Origin of the sequence: Peribacillus sp. RS7 (genome assembly GCF_041956845.1) — a bacterium.
Classification (GTDB): Bacteria; Bacillota; Bacilli; order Bacillales; family DSM-1321; genus Peribacillus.
Genome location: NZ_CP168135.1, coordinates 1,873,744 through 1,889,228, shown reverse-complemented (window position 1 = coordinate 1,889,228; position 15,485 = coordinate 1,873,744). Strand labels below are relative to the sequence as shown.

At 42.5% G+C, this 15,485-nt stretch carries 11 protein-coding genes; 10 read left to right on the top strand and 1 reads right to left on the bottom strand.

The window, feature by feature from the left end:
- Positions 1 to 10 precede the first annotated feature (10 nt).
- Entirely contained in the window at positions 11 to 1,213 is a 1,203-nt protein-coding gene (gene cls / locus ACDZ29_RS09665) for a cardiolipin synthase (protein ID WP_289327074.1), read from the bottom strand.
- 302 nt (positions 1,214 to 1,515) lie between these two features.
- Here cls and ACDZ29_RS09660 point away from each other — a divergent pair, with 302 nt between their 5' ends.
- From ACDZ29_RS09660 to ACDZ29_RS09615, 10 genes are all read left to right on the top strand, one after another.
- The gene (locus ACDZ29_RS09660; RefSeq protein WP_289318256.1) at positions 1,516 to 3,645 is read left to right on the top strand and encodes a (Fe-S)-binding protein; all 2,130 of its coding nucleotides are present in this window, start codon (positions 1,516 to 1,518) and stop codon (positions 3,643 to 3,645) included.
- Positions 3,646 to 3,846: 201 nt separating this feature from the next.
- Complete coding sequence (locus tag ACDZ29_RS09655) at positions 3,847 to 5,037, top strand: acetyl-CoA C-acetyltransferase (protein WP_289327073.1); 1,191 nt, start codon at positions 3,847 to 3,849, stop codon at positions 5,035 to 5,037.
- A 31-nt stretch (positions 5,038 to 5,068) separates the two neighbouring features.
- Positions 5,069 to 5,920 (top strand): 3-hydroxybutyryl-CoA dehydrogenase, encoded by an 852-nt coding sequence (locus ACDZ29_RS09650; protein WP_370016873.1) that lies wholly within the window; start codon positions 5,069 to 5,071, stop codon positions 5,918 to 5,920.
- Between the two features lie 37 nt (positions 5,921 to 5,957).
- Positions 5,958 to 7,088, top strand: a complete 1,131-nt coding sequence (locus tag ACDZ29_RS09645; protein WP_289314288.1) for an acyl-CoA dehydrogenase — start codon at positions 5,958 to 5,960, stop codon at positions 7,086 to 7,088.
- A gap of 28 nt (positions 7,089 to 7,116) precedes the next feature.
- Positions 7,117 to 8,256 carry an acyl-CoA dehydrogenase gene (locus ACDZ29_RS09640; protein ID WP_375090747.1) on the top strand — a complete coding sequence of 380 codons (1,140 nt, stop codon included), beginning with the start codon at positions 7,117 to 7,119 and terminating at the stop codon, positions 8,254 to 8,256.
- A gap of 115 nt (positions 8,257 to 8,371) precedes the next feature.
- On the top strand, positions 8,372 to 9,022 hold the full coding sequence (locus tag ACDZ29_RS09635) for a TetR/AcrR family transcriptional regulator (protein ID WP_289327069.1): 651 nt from the start codon (positions 8,372 to 8,374) through the stop codon (positions 9,020 to 9,022).
- A gap of 11 nt (positions 9,023 to 9,033) precedes the next feature.
- The gene (gene icmF / locus ACDZ29_RS09630) at positions 9,034 to 12,300 is read left to right on the top strand and encodes a fused isobutyryl-CoA mutase/GTPase IcmF (RefSeq protein ID WP_375090746.1); all 3,267 of its coding nucleotides are present in this window, start codon (positions 9,034 to 9,036) and stop codon (positions 12,298 to 12,300) included.
- Between the two features lie 138 nt (positions 12,301 to 12,438).
- Entirely contained in the window at positions 12,439 to 12,600 is a 162-nt protein-coding gene (locus ACDZ29_RS09625; protein ID WP_289327067.1) for a hypothetical protein, read from the top strand.
- A gap of 195 nt (positions 12,601 to 12,795) precedes the next feature.
- Complete coding sequence (gene rpoE, locus ACDZ29_RS09620) at positions 12,796 to 13,386, top strand: DNA-directed RNA polymerase subunit delta (RefSeq protein WP_370016871.1); 591 nt, start codon at positions 12,796 to 12,798, stop codon at positions 13,384 to 13,386.
- 409 nt (positions 13,387 to 13,795) lie between these two features.
- Positions 13,796 to 15,403 carry a CTP synthase gene (locus ACDZ29_RS09615; RefSeq protein WP_289314294.1) on the top strand — a complete coding sequence of 536 codons (1,608 nt, stop codon included), beginning with the start codon at positions 13,796 to 13,798 and terminating at the stop codon, positions 15,401 to 15,403.
- Positions 15,404 to 15,485: the final 82 nt, after the last annotated feature.

The window sequence follows — 15,485 nt, the reverse complement described above, 5'->3', positions numbered from 1 at the left end:
CAACGGGATTTCAAAGAAAAGGGGAAAGGATGGAAGCCAACGATTCTTTTACTGAACGGACTACATTCATGGAGGATAGCGCGTCCCCGCTTAATGGCTTGGATTCAGCTAGGTCGACCGCCAATTCCTTTTCTACATCTCTTATGAATGTCGGGTCAAATACCAGACAATTGATTTCACTATTTAAAAAACAACTGCGTTTATCAAAATTAGCCGTACCGATATCACAGATTGTATCATCAATCAGTATCACTTTGGAATGGTAGAACCCTTTTTGAAATTGCATGATTTCTGCCCCTTCTTTTAATAGTACCCGAAAGTAGGGAAAGGAAGCTTCCTTGACAAGGGCATGGTCTGAATTTTCGGGCACGATGACCGTAACGGAAACATTGCGTGCAAGGGCTTCCCTTAATTCGTGAAATAAAGTTTCACTGGGAATGAAGTATGGAGTCCCGATAATGATCTTTTTATTGGCTTGCTGTATCAATCGTGTCATGGACAATTCAAGATCACTTCCATTCATGACGACAACCTGATTTGCCTGCGACCCAGGATTCAGTGTCGGGAAATAGGCAGGTGTTCCCCTGTAATCCTCGTTTGTATCATGGAACCAATCCGTGAGGAAGACTTCCTGAAGGTCCTTGACCCCCTCTCCGGTCATTTTCAAATGATAATCTCTCCAAGGGTTCAGCTTCTCCCCTTGGTTTATATATTCCTTACCGATATTAAAGCCGCCAAGATAGCCGATTTTGCCGTCTATCACTGTAATTTTACGGTGGTTTCTTTTTTGTATTGTATAGAAAAGGAAGGGGAGTTTCGGTTTAAAGCTAAAAGAAAAATGAACGCCGCTTTTAGTTAGTTCCTGAATGGATTTGCGGGACATCTTTTTACCTCCTACCCAATCGACTAAAAGCCGCACTTCCACGCCCTCTTCCGCTTTTGATTGCAGTAAATTCAAAAAGTCCTTGCTGAATTTATCATTTTTTACAATATAAAAAAGGATATGGATGGAATCCTTAGCTTGCTTGACCTCTTTCATAAAATCATCAAACAGGATTTTCCCTGAAGTGAATACAGTCATGTCACTGTTCCGAGGCGGATATTTAACGGTGGTTGCCTGTTTCATATAACGCTTATGCCCTAACTTAAGATCAACCCAGCACCAAGTGAAGATCAATAAAAATATAGAGGCAAGCTTAGTGATTATTTTCAAAAAAAATCCCCCCTAAATGATTTCATTTTAGTTTGGCTCAAATTCCCTGTTAGTAACCATTAAAAAGCGGGGGAAAAGGTCCTCATTTTTTTTAGAATACAGAAGGGGAATTTACGGAATTGTCGAATTATACATTAAAGTGCATAAAACTAAATTTTTTTTAGAAAGAAAAAAGTTGACTGAATGCTCATTCATTATATAATGGAATTAATCAAATTTCAGAAAAATGCCATTTTTCTATTTTATTTAAATGGTTACCTGGCATTTACAATTTACTTAGAGGGGGGAAAGACTGCATGGAAATGAATGGCTTACTATGGATCAACTTAGTTGCATTCCTGCTTGTAATCGCTTACGCCGCCGGTTTATTTGTCTATTTGATAAAAACTCGTATAGCTTATATAAAACTTGGCAAAAAAGTGGAATTCGATAACCGTGTGAAAGATCGTCTTGTGAAAATAGGGGTTTATGTATTTGGACAGAAGAAGCTCTTTAAGGATAAAAAGAGCGGAATCATTCATGCCTTGTTATTTTATGGTTTCATCTTAGTGCAATTTGGCGCAATTGACTTTTTCGTCAAAGGTTTAAGACCGGGGTGGCATTTACCGTTTGGCCCTGTTTATCCAGCCTTTACTTTCTTCCAGGAAATTGTGACGCTTACCGTTCTTGTTGCAATCCTATGGGCGGCTTACCGTCGTTATGTCGAGAAGCTCGTTCGCTTGAAAAGGGATTTCAAAGCAGGTTTGGTTGTCATCTTCATTACCGGTATCATGATTACCGTATTACTGGGGAATGGAATGGGAATGATCTGGCATGGTCACGATGCAACTTGGTCAGAGCCAGTCGCATCAAGCATCGCTTTCCTATTCGGCTGGATGGGAACAACAGCAGCAACAGTAGTTTTTTATGTAGCTTGGTGGCTGCATTTACTGATCATACTATCTTTCCTTGTTTATATCCCGCAATCTAAGCATGCTCACTTGATTGCCGGTCCGATAAATGTATTCCTGAATCGCCTGGACAATCCAGGGAAATTGAAACCGGTTGATTTGGAAGAAGAGGTCCTCGACAAAGAAGGCAATCAATATTACGGTGCCAAATATATCGAAGACTTGACGCAGTATCAAATGGTGGACCTCTATGCCTGTGTGGAGTGCGGGCGCTGTACGAATATGTGCCCGGCTACAGGTACCGGTAAAATGCTGTCACCAATGGATATCATCATCAAGATGCGTGACCATTTAACAAATACAGGCGCTGCTGTTACAACGAAGCAGCCATGGGTACCATCTTTTGTTTTTGGAAATAACAAGGGAAATAAGATAGCTTTGGCTGGTGCCGCGCAGGGGGCGCAGGAATCAGCTGCAGCAACGGAAGCTTACAGCCCGAGCTTGATTGGTGAAGTCATTACGGAAGAAGAACTTTGGGCTTGTACAACATGCCGGAACTGTGAAGATCAATGCCCGGTAATGAATGAACATGTCGACAAAATCATCGATATGCGCCGTTATCTAGTGTTGACAGAGGGCAGGCTTGATCCTGATGCTCAACGTGCCATGACAAATATTGAACGTCAAGGAAACCCGTGGGGACTGAACCGTAAAGAGAGAGAAGATTGGCGCAGCCTTCGGGAAGATGTTAGCGTCCCTACCGTGAAGGAATTACAAAAGGCAGAAGAAGAATTCGAGTATTTATTCTGGGTGGGTTCAATGGGGTCGTACGATAACCGAAGCCAGAAAATTGCCCTTTCCTTTGCTAAATTAATGAATGAAGCGGGCGTCAAGTTTGCGATTCTCGGAAATAAGGAGAAAAACTCAGGGGATACTCCTCGTCGATTGGGTAATGAGTTTGTTTTTCAGGAACTTGCAATGAAAAATATAGAAGAATTCCAAAAGAATGAAATAAAGAAAATCGTTACGATCGATCCGCATGCATACAATATCTTTAAGAATGAGTATCCGGATTTCGGATTGGAAGCGGAAGTGTACCATCATACTGAATTGTTAGCCAAACTTGTTAGTGAAGGCAGGTTGGTGCCACAGTATCCGGTGAATGAGACCATTACATTCCACGATTCCTGTTACTTGGGAAGGTACAATGAAGTTTACAGCCCGCCGCGTGAAATTTTACAATCCATTGATGGTGTGAAGCTTATCGAGATGGAGCGTAACCGTGAAAAGGGTATGTGCTGTGGAGCTGGAGGCGGTTTGATGTGGATGGAAGAGGAAACGGGTAACCGCATTAATGTGGCCCGTACTGAACAAGCACTAGCCGTCAGTCCAACAGTGATCAGTTCCGGATGTCCTTATTGCCTGACCATGCTATCTGATGGGACGAAAGCAAAAGAAGTTGAGGAAAATGTTAAAACGTATGATGTAGCAGAACTACTCGAAAAAGCGGTCATTGGTGAAAATAAATCGATTGCATCCTAATTTAAAATGGAATTGCCTGCTTCTTCTATATGGGATGAAATAAATGGAAGCAGGTAATTTTTTTCAATATTTACAAACTAAATATTTTCATTTTTGGGAAAATTGTATAATATAGTATGATATTAAGCGCTTACAACACTATTTTTTTAACTCCATATTGAGCGAGCGTTCAATCAATGTTACTTATAGGGGGAAATAATGATGGCAAAAACAGTGATTATTAGCGGTGTGAGAACACCTTTTGGTAAATTTGGCGGTGGTCTTAGCAGTTTGACGGCATCACAACTTGGTGGAATTGCAATCAAAGAGGCACTTGTTCGGGCAGGGATTGAAGGCAGCGAAGTAGACGAGGTCATCATGGGGAATGTGCTTCAAGCGGGCCAAGGACAAATACCTTCCCGCCAGGCAGCACGTCATGCTGGGTTGCCTTGGGAAGTGAAAACGGAAACCATTAATAAAGTATGCGCATCAGGACTTCGCAGTGTCACATTTGCTGATCAGATCATTCGCCTTGGTGAAGAAGAAATCATTGTTGCCGGCGGAATGGAATCGATGAGCAATGCGCCTTATATCCTTCCGAAAGCAAGGTGGGGACTAAGGATGGGTGATGGCGAACTGAAGGATACCATGATTTCGGATGGACTTAGCTGCAGCTTTACAGGCGCTCATATGGGGACTTACGGAAACAGTACTGCCGAGGATCTTGAAATCACCCGTGAGGAACAAGATAGCTGGGCTTACGAGAGTCATCAAAAGGCGATAAAAGCAATCGATGGCGGTATTCTTGCAGAAGAAATCATTTCCGTACAGGTGCCTGTGCGAAAAGGCGAACCAATTACCATCGAACATGATGAAGCCCCAAGAAAAGATACATCTGCCGGGAAGTTAGCTAAATTAGGTCCAGCTTTCAATAATGAGGGGACCATTACGGCTGGTAATGCTCCGGGTGTCAATGATGGGGCAGGTGCACTCGTATTGATGAGTGAGGAACGTGCGGAAAAAGAAGGGAAAACGCCTTTTGCCTATATTTTAGCTCATGCAGAAGTTGCAGTGGAAGCAAAGGACTTCCCTAAAACGCCAGGTTTGGTCATAAATGAACTCCTGAAGAAGACAGGTAAATCGATAGAGGAAATTGATTTGTTTGAAGTGAACGAAGCATTTGCAGCGGTTGCACTGGCAAGTGGGAAAATTGCCAACATCGAGCCGGGAAAAGTGAATGTTAACGGAGGGGCTGTAGCATTAGGTCACCCAATCGGTGCAAGTGGTGCCCGCATCATCATTACACTGATGCATGAATTGAAACGTCGCGGAGGAGGTTTGGGCATCGCAGCGATCTGTAGTGGCGGCGGTCAGGGAGATGCCATTTTAATCGAAGTGCCGAAACAAGGATGATAGTTTCATAGATTATTGAGGAGGGGTTTTCATGAGCATTCAAAAAGTGATGGTCATTGGTGCGGGACAGATGGGATCTGGCATTGCTCAGGTTTGTGCAATGAGCGGTTATGAAGTTCTTTTACACGATTTAAAAGATGAGTATGTAGAAAAGGGATTAGGGACAATCACCAAGAACCTTTCCCGGCAAGTTGAAAAAGGGAAAATGGAATCCGAGGAGAAAGATTCAATCCTTTCCCGCTTGACGTCATCGACGGATTTGAAAAATGCAGCAGCGGTGGATTTAGTAATTGAAGCTGCAGTGGAAAATATGGAAATTAAAACAAAAATATTCGCCGAGTTGGATGAAATCACACCACAGCACGTCATTCTTGCATCCAACACTTCTTCGCTTCCGATTACCGAGATAGCCGCAGCCACGAAAAGGCCTGAAAAGGTAATTGGCATGCATTTCATGAACCCCGTTCCAGTCATGAAGCTGGTTGAAATCATTCGTGGCCTTGCTACATCGGATGAAGTTTATAAAGAAGTTGAAAAGATGGCAGAAACCTTGAACAAGGTACCGGTGGAAGTCAATGATTTTCCAGGTTTCGTAGCGAATAGGATTTTAATGCCGATGATCAATGAGGCCATCTATACACTTTACGAGGGCGTCGCTACTAAAGAGGCGATCGATGATGTAATGAAGCTGGGAATGAACCATCCGATGGGCCCGCTTACACTAGCTGACTTCATTGGGCTCGACACATGCTTATACATAATGGAAACCCTTCACCAAGGACTGGGTGACGATAAATATCGACCGTGTCCGCTGTTAAGGAAATATGTAAAAGCTGGGTGGCTAGGCAAGAAATCAGGACGCGGCTTTTACGAATATAACTAATCATAGAAAGAATTTGCACCTAGGAAGGAGTGAAGGAATGGATTTCAAGTTTACCGAAGAACAGGAAATGATACGGAAGATGGTAAGCGACTTTGCGGTGAATGAGATTACCCCTCATATCGAGGCAATGGAAAGAGGCGAATTTCCAAAAACGATACTGCAAAAAATGGGTGTGCTTGGTTTGATGGGAATCCCTATCCCGGAACAATACGGTGGCACGGGTATGGACTTTATGTCTTATATCATCGCCATCAATGAGATTTCCAAAGTAAGTCCCACTCTCGGTGTCATACTGTCCGTTCATACTTCTGTTGGCACAAATCCAATCGTTTATTTTGGAACGGATGAGCAGAAGCAAAAATATGTGCCTAAGTTAGCTGCTGGTAAATTTCTTGGCGCCTTTTGCTTAACTGAGCAAAGCTCAGGTTCGGATGCTGCGAGTTTGAAATCAAAGGCGGTAAAGGAAGACGGAGTATATCGAATAAATGGATCAAAGGTATTCATCACAAATGGCGGGGAAGCTGATGTGTTCATTGTTTTTGCCTCAACCGATCCGCAGATGGGAAGCAAGGGAATATCAGCTTTTATCGTGGAAAAAGGAACCCCAGGCTTAATCATCGGTAAAGATGAACGTAAAATGGGCCTTCATGGCTCGAGCACCGTGCAGGTAACGTTCGAGGATATGAAAGTCCCTGCAGCCAATCTCCTTGGCGAAGAAGGTGAAGGCTTTAAGATCGCAATGGCCAACTTGGATGTGGGAAGGATCGGGATTGCTGCCCAAGCGCTGGGAATTGCTGAGGGTGCCATGGAACATGCCGTCCAATATGCAAAAAGCAGGGTGCAATTCGGCAAACCTATTGCCAAACAGCAAGGGATTGGTTTCAAACTGGCTGAAATGGCAACGGGCATAGAAGCTTCAAGGCTACTGGTCTATCGGGCGGCTTATTTACGCTCGCAGGGATTGAAGTGCGGTAAAGAGGCGGCCATGGCTAAGCTATTCGCTTCGAGGACGGCTGTCGAGGTGGCGATAGAAGCAGTCCAAGTTTTCGGAGGCTATGGTTATACAACGGAATATCCGGTCGAACGCTATTTCAGGGATGCAAAGGTAACTGAAATTTATGAGGGTACCAGCGAAATACAGAGAATGGTCATTAGTAAAAATCTATAATTACGATAAATTTTTGGAGGGCATAGCCATGCAATTTAAATTAACGGAAGAACATGAAATGATCAGAAAAATGGTCCGCGACTTTGCCCAGAATGAAGTGGCTCCGACAGCTGCCGAGAGGGATGAAGAAGAACGGTTTGACCGTGGGATCTTCGATAAAATGGCTGAACTTGGATTGACTGGGATTCCGTGGCCTGAGGAATACGGCGGAATTGGAAGTGATTACTTAGCGTATTGCATAGCGATTGAGGAACTTTCCCGCGTTTGCGCTTCTACTGGGGTGACTTTATCAGCCCATACTTCGCTCGCAGGATGGCCAATATATAAATTTGGGTCTGAAGAACAAAAACAAAAATACCTTCGCCCGATGGCACAGGGTGAAAAAATCGGTGCATACGGCCTGACTGAACCCAGCTCAGGCTCAGATGCAGGCGGTATGAGAACGACTGCAAAGCTTGTAGGTGATGAATATATTATCAGCGGTTCAAAAATCTTCATTACGAATGGCGGGATTGCGGATACATATGTCGTGTTTGCATTGACAGATCCAAAATCCAAACAAAAAGGAACGAGTGCCTTTATCGTTGAAAAGGACTTCCCTGGTTTTAGTGTTGGTAAAAAAGAGAAGAAGCTGGGAATCCGTTCATCACCGACCACGGAAATCATCTTTGATGAGTGCCGAGTTCCTAAAGAAAATCTCCTTGGAAAAGAAGGGGAAGGCTTTAAAATTGCAATGATGACGCTTGATGGCGGACGGAATGGAATTGCTGCCCAGGCCGTAGGCATAGCCCAAGGTGCATTGGATGCCGCAGTTGATTATGCAAAAGAGCGCGTCCAATTCGGCAAGCCAATTTCTGCACAGCAAGGAATCGGTTTTAAATTGGCGGATATGGCAACAGGTGTTGAAGCTTCCAGGCTATTAACCTATCAGGCTGCCTGGTTGGAATCAGAGGGCTTTCCTTATGGAAAAGAGTCGGCCATGTCCAAACTTTTTGCCGGGGATACAGCAATGAAAGTGACGACAGAAGCCGTCCAAGTTTTCGGGGGTTATGGATATACAAAAGATTATCCAGTAGAGCGGTATATGCGCGATGCGAAAATAACCCAGATTTACGAAGGTACACAGGAAATTCAAAAGCTGGTCATCTCACGGATGGTTACTAAATAGGATTGAAACTGAGGTTTTCCGATAAGGCACTGCCCTTACCGGAATTCCCTTTTCAATTTATTTGGAAGGATGTCTTTGGTAATTAAATGATGGGCTTTCTAAAAGGAGTTTGAAAATGGAAAAAAGAGAGGTTCTTGCATCTGTAAAGGATGAGCGGCTGGTTGAAAAAAGGCGTACACAAATGATTAAAGGAGCGGTGACCCTTTTTAAGGAAAAGGGATTTCATCGTACGACTACCAGGGAAATCGCCAAAGCGGCCGGCTTTAGTATCGGCACGTTATACGAGTATATCCGAACCAAGGAAGATATATTATATCTCGTCTGTGACTTTATCTATGATGAAGTCCAGGAAAAGCTTCAGAAAGAAATAGAACAGAGTGATGGGACACTTGAAAGTTTGAAGCTGACGATCGCCTATTTTTATAAAGTGATGGATGATATGCAGGACGAAGTGCTGGTCATGTATCAGGAAGTGAAAGCTTTGACGAAAGATGCCTTACCTTATGTTCTAAACAAGGAACTTCGGATGGTAGGCATGTTCGAAAAGGTGATAACGAAATGTGTTGAGAATGGGGAGCTGTTTTTGACTGAAAAACAAATAAGCCTTGTTTCACATAACATTTTCGTTCAGGGACAGATGTGGAGTTTTAGAAGATGGGCTTTGCATAAACAGTATACGCTTCAAGAGTATGTTGAACTGCAGACGCAATTATTGATTCAAAATGTATCGCTTCAGAAAAGCACTGATATAAATATGTTTCAATAAGGAGGAGCCAAATGAGTACAGTCAAAGTGTATAAACCGAAGAACCATATCAGATTCGTTACAGCTTCGAGTTTATTTGATGGACATGATGCATCTATCAACATAATGAGGAGAATCCTTCAGTCCAGCGGGGCAGAAGTCATTCACCTAGGTCATAATCGTTCGGTGGAGGAGATCGTGAATGCGGCCATCCAGGAAGATGTTCAAGGCATAGCCATGTCATCATACCAAGGCGGGCATGTGGAATATTTTAAATATATGTATGACCTACTGAAGGAAAAGGGAGCCGAGCACATTCGGATTTTTGCCGGCGGAGGCGGGGTCATCATCCCGAGGGAAATTAAGGAACTCCATGATTATGGGATTGCCCGTATCTTTTCTCCCGATGAAGGTCGGGAATATGGGCTTCAAGGCATGATAAATGTATTGATGGAGGAGTGTGATTTCTCGACTGTCAAACCATCTTTACAGGAACGATTTGATGAATTGATCGCAGGGGGGACAAATGCCATTGCCCAATTCATTACCTTTGCTGAAAATAGACTCGATGCTTCACAGGAATCGGCGGCAGCGGTGGAGAGTCTTTTTGAGCAGATCAAGACTTCGGAAAAGAAGGTTCCGGTCCTTGGGATTACAGGGACGGGCGGCGCCGGAAAAAGTTCATTGACTGATGAATTGATACGAAGGTTCATTAACGAAGTTCCAGACGAGAAAGTCGCCATTCTTTCTGTCGACCCGACCAAACAAAAAACAGGCGGTGCCTTGCTTGGTGACAGGATTAGAATGAATGCGATCTTTTCAGAGCGTGTTTATATGCGAAGCTTGGCCACGCGTCATTCAAAAAGTGAGTTGTCTTTGGCGATAAGGGATGCCATTTCAGTCGTGAAGGCAGCTGGCTTCGATTTAATCATCGTTGAAACGAGTGGAATTGGTCAGGGAGATGCAGAAATTGCCGAGATATGCGATGTATCCATGTATGTAATGACGAGTGAATTCGGTGCGCCTTCCCAACTTGAAAAAATCGATATGATTGATTACGCAGACTTGATAGTCATTAACAAATATGAGCGCAAAGGCTCCGAAGATGCTAAAAACCAAGTTCAAAAACAATACCAAAGAAGCCGTACGCTTTTTGATCAAGATCCATCTGAAATGCCAGTATATGGAACGATCGCTTCCCAATTCAACGACCCAGGCACCAATGCTTTATTCGCTGCACTGATTGAAAAGCTTAATGAAAAATCAGGGACGGATTGGAGTACCGCCTTTTCGAAAGAAGCGGATGTTTACAAGCAAAATGTCATAATTCCAACTGATCGTCGTTATTATTTACGTGAAATCAGTGATACGGTCAGATCGTATCATAAACGTGCGGCTGAACAAGTGCGTATTGCCCGCAGGCTTTTCCAGATTGAAGGAGCAATTGAAGCAGTTAAGGAAAATGAGAACAACGAAGACATGGTGGCTTCTTTAGAAAAATTGAAAAAGGAAACCGCTTCGAATTTATCACCTGAATCTAAAAAAATCCTTTCTGGATGGATGGATTTAAAGGAAAAGTATGCGGGGGAACAGTTTGTAACGAAAGTCAGGGATAAAGAAATCATCACGAAGCTGAAAACTAAAAGTTTATCAGGTTTAATGATTCCGAGAGTATCACTGCCTAAATATGTTGATTATGGAGAGATCTTAGGATGGGTATTCCGTGAGAACGTTCCGGGCTTCTTTCCTTACACAGCGGGAGTCTTTCCATTCAAGCGTGAAGGGGAAGACCCGAAGCGGCAATTTGCCGGCGAAGGATCGCCCGACCGAACCAACAGGCGTTTTCATTATTTGTCAAAGGATGATAATGCTAAACGGCTAAGTACGGCTTTCGATTCTGTAACTCTATATGGAGAGGATCCTGATCACCGGCCTGATATCTATGGAAAGGTAGGGGAAAGCGGAGTCAGTATCTGTACGTTTGATGACATGAAAAAGCTGTATGCAGGCTTTGACCTATGCCACCCCTCGACCTCTGTATCCATGACCATCAATGGACCGGCACCAATCATTTTGGCCATGTATATGAATACTGCAGTCGATCAGCAGGTTCAACGGAAAGAAGAAGAGTTAGGCCGTTCTCTTACGGAAGCCGAACTTGAAGAAGTGCAGGCTTATACTCTTCAAACAGTACGCGGAACTGTTCAAGCGGATATTCTGAAAGAAGACCAAGGCCAGAATACATGCATCTTCTCTACGGAATTTGCCTTAAGGTTAATGGGGGATATTCAAGCTTATTTCATCGATCGGAAAGTCAGGAACTATTACTCTGTATCCATTTCTGGCTATCACATTGCAGAAGCGGGTGCCAATCCCATTTCACAGCTGGCTTTTACATTAGCGAATGGCTTTACTTACATTGAATATTATTTAAGCCGCGGAATGAATATTGATGACTTTGCCCCGAATCTGTCGTTCTTCTTCTCGAATGGACTGGATCCGGAATATACGGTTATCGGCAGGGTGGCAAGAAGGATTTGGGCTACAGTCATGCGGGATAAATATGGTGCGAATGAACGTAGCCAGAAGCTGAAATATCATATACAGACTTCAGGGCGCTCCCTTCATGCGCAAGAAATTGATTTTAATGATATCAGAACGACACTTCAGGCTTTAATGGCACTGCAGGACAACTGTAACTCCCTGCATACCAATGCGTACGATGAAGCCATCACGACGCCTACAGAAGAATCCGTTCGCCGGGCAATGGCCATACAAATGATCATTACAAAGGAGCATGGGCTCTCAAAAAATGAAAACCCGATGCAAGGTTCCTTCATCGTAGAGGAATTGACGGATCTGGTTGAAGAGGCTGTACTGCAAGAGTTCGATCGCATCAATGATCGAGGCGGTGTGTTGGGTGCAATGGAGACACAGTATCAGCGCGGGAAAATCCAGGATGAATCGATGCATTATGAAATGAAAAAGCATACGGGCGAATTGCCTATCATTGGGGTCAATACGTATTTGAACCCAAATCCTCCTTCTGAAGAAGCTGTGAACAGCATGGAGATTGCCCGTGCAACAAAAGAAGAGAAGGAAGGGCAAATCATCAACCTTCAGGCATTTCAGGAAAGAAATAAGGAGTTCACTGATGAAGCCCTGACAAAATTGAAAGTGGCTGCCATGAATGGGGAAAATATCTTTGCTGAACTCATGAATTGCGTGAGAGTGGCCAGTTTGGGCCAGATAACCAGGGCGCTATACGATGTAGGCGGTCAATATCGAAGAAATATGTAGTGTAAGAAGGGGGCTCCGACGTTTAGGAGCCTCTTTTTTTAAATAATTTCCGTCTTTTTTAACAAAATGAAGATTTTACCTTATAATTATTTGGAAAAGGGGCAAAAATGAAGAATCAGCCCTATTGGAGTTGAGAAAATGAACCTGAAAATGATTGGGTTGATCATAGGTTACATTCTTGCCATCATTATTTTATTTGAGCTGTATGAGCACCAATTGGGTGCCATCTCTTTTTTTATCCTGACTGTTGTCTTTTTTACGGCAGCCTATCGTCAGAAATCGAAAAAAGAAAATGAATGATTTTTCAGTCCTGTGAACGAGAGACCTTAAGGTAAATCTGTGAAAGTATCAGATAGAACTAGCATAAACCCATTTAGATTGTTTATAATGGAGTATATGTCTAGCAGGAATTGTCGTTATTTTATCGAAATACTGTTTTAGATTATTTTTTTATGTGAAAAAACACGGATTTCAGTGTTTGAATAGAGAAGGGAAGTGCGGAATTTGAGTTTAAAACAACACTCAAAAGAGCAATTATTGGAAATGTCCTTAATTGAGATGGCATATGATTTGTTAGTGGAAAGAAATGAACCGATTCCATTTAAAGAATTAATAAGTGAATTAGCTTCGCTGCACCATTTATCTAAAGCGGAAGTGGCAAAAAGAATCGCACAATTCTACACGGATTTAAATGTGGATGGCCGCTTCACTTCACTTGGAGACAACCGCTGGGGATTGAAAACATGGTACCCAGTTGACCAAATCGAAGAAGAAGTTGTACATGTTGTTAAACCTAAAAAGAAAAAGAAAGCTAAAAAGGCTGCTGTCGTTATCGACGATTTCGATGAACTTGAAGACGAAGATCTTGACTTTGAAGAAGATGTCGATGATCTGGACGAAGATGAAGATGACGACGATGATGATATCCTAGGTACTCCAGTTATCGACGAAGTGCTTTTGGATGATGACGTGGATGATGATGACGATCTGGAAGAAGAAATAATTGAAGATGATGCATTTGTCCTGGAAGATGATGAGGACGAAGATGAAGACGAAGAAGAGTTGGATGAAGATAAAGAGAAATAAATAATCGCCCTTGACTTTTTGAGGCGAAATTTGTAGAATCATTTTTGGGCTCCTTAAAAAAGGACACAATGATTAAATTATATCGCTCCCTTACTTTTATTGTAAGCGGAGCGTTTTTGTTTTTAATGATGGAATGAATAAATGACATCATTTTTTTATTTTTAAAAATGATTTCTCGTAGAATTGTAAAAACTATAGAGAACATATTTTGTTTACTGTCATTTAAGGAAATTTATTCTTGTTCATGTATCCTGCATGACTCTCACTAAAGACCTTTAAGTGATTAATGGTTTGTACCGATTTACGGTTTTTAGCTTTTAACCGCTTGTGTGGCGGAAGATTTGATGCAGGTTCTGATTGAAATGTGAAGAACAGCATTGGAAGAAAACATTCTATAGGAGGATATAAGATGACAAAATATATTTTTGTGACAGGTGGAGTAGTTTCTTCCTTGGGAAAAGGGATAACGGCCGCTTCTTTAGGTAGACTTTTAAAAAATAGGGGATTGAATGTTACCATCCAGAAGTTTGACCCTTATATCAACTTGGATCCAGGTACGATGAGTCCATATCAACATGGTGAAGTGTTTGTAACGGATGATGGTGCTGAAACGGATTTGGATTTGGGTCACTATGAGCGTTTTATTGATATCAACCTTGGTAAACACAGCAATGTGACTACAGGTAAAATTTATTCGACTGTCCTGAGAAAAGAACGCCGTGGCGATTATTTAGGTGGAACAGTTCAAGTCATTCCCCATATCACGAATGAAATTAAAGAACGGGTTTTCCGTTCAGGTAATGAAACGAATGCAGATATAGTCATCACCGAAATTGGTGGTACTGTTGGGGATATCGAGTCACTTCCATTCCTTGAAGCGATTCGTCAAATTAAAAGTGATATCGGAATCAATAATGTTATGTATATCCATTGTACACTTGTACCTTACATCAAAGCTGCTGGTGAAATGAAAACAAAACCGACACAGCATAGTGTAAAAGAATTACGCAGTCTTGGCATTCAGCCAAATATCATCGTTGCACGTACAGAAAGCCCAATTTCACAAGATATGAAGGATAAAATCGCTTTATTCTGCGATATTGATAAAAATTCTGTTATCGAGTGTCTTGATGCGGATACACTTTACTCCATCCCTCTTGCGCTTCAAGCACAAAATATGGATCAAATCGTTTGTGATCACTTGAAATTGGACTGTGGCGAAGCGGATATGGAAGATTGGAAAGAATTGGTCAAAAAGGTTACTTCTTTATCAAAGAAAACGAAAATCGCCCTAGTCGGAAAATATGTTGAATTGCAAGATGCTTATCTTTCTGTAGTGGAAGCACTTAAGCATGCAGGTTACGCATTTGATGCAGATGTTGAAATCGACTGGGTGAATTCTGAAGATGTAACAAAAGAAAATGTTGCCGAACTTCTTCAAGGTGCAGATGGAATCCTTGTTCCTGGTGGTTTTGGAGATCGTGGAATCGAAGGGAAAATTGCAGCCACCGAATTTGCCCGCACGACAAAAACACCGTTCTTCGGAATTTGTTTAGGCATGCAGTTGGCATCCATTGAATATGCACGTAACGTCTTAGGATTGCCAGAAGCACATTCAGCTGAAATCAAAGAGGATACTCCAGATCCAATCATCGATCTTCTTCCTGAGCAAAAGGATGTTGAAGATTTGGGTGGTACACTGCGTCTTGGTCTTTATCCATGTAAGCTTATCGAAGGAACTAAAGCATTCGAAGCTTATAATGATGAGGTTGTTTATGAACGTCACCGTCACCGTTATGAATTCAATAACCACTACCGTCAGGCTATGGAAGAGGCAGGATTCGTCTTTTCCGGTACAAGTCCAGATGGTCGTCTGGTTGAAATCATTGAATTGAAAGATCATCCTTGGTTTGTGGCTTCTCAATTCCATCCGGAATTCACGTCACGCCCTAACCGTCCACAGCCGCTATTCCGTGACTTTGTCGGTATGTCTTTAAAGCGCAGCGCAAAACTTTAATAAACAAAAAAACAGCCCATGGCTGTTTCAGACTGTAGGCAAACTTGAAGGAAATCGAGTTTGCCTACAGTTTTTTTATGGC

Bases quoted from the DNA above. Each gene is read 5' to 3' on its own strand.
- ACDZ29_RS09655 (WP_289327073.1), top strand. From the start codon at position 3,847: ATGGCAAAAACAGTGATTATTAGCGGTGTGAGAACACCTTTTGGTAAA.
- ACDZ29_RS09635 (WP_289327069.1), top strand. From the start codon at position 8,372: ATGGAAAAAAGAGAGGTTCTTGCATCTGTAAAGGATGAGCGGCTGGTT.
- ACDZ29_RS09625 (WP_289327067.1), top strand. From the start codon at position 12,439: ATGAACCTGAAAATGATTGGGTTGATCATAGGTTACATTCTTGCCATC.
- ACDZ29_RS09640 (WP_375090747.1), top strand. From the start codon at position 7,117: ATGCAATTTAAATTAACGGAAGAACATGAAATGATCAGAAAAATGGTC.
- icmF (WP_375090746.1), top strand. From the start codon at position 9,034: ATGAGTACAGTCAAAGTGTATAAACCGAAGAACCATATCAGATTCGTT.
- ACDZ29_RS09615 (WP_289314294.1), top strand. From the start codon at position 13,796: ATGACAAAATATATTTTTGTGACAGGTGGAGTAGTTTCTTCCTTGGGA.
- ACDZ29_RS09645 (WP_289314288.1), top strand. From the start codon at position 5,958: ATGGATTTCAAGTTTACCGAAGAACAGGAAATGATACGGAAGATGGTA.
- ACDZ29_RS09660 (WP_289318256.1), top strand. From the start codon at position 1,516: ATGAATGGCTTACTATGGATCAACTTAGTTGCATTCCTGCTTGTAATC.
- ACDZ29_RS09650 (WP_370016873.1), top strand. From the start codon at position 5,069: ATGAGCATTCAAAAAGTGATGGTCATTGGTGCGGGACAGATGGGATCT.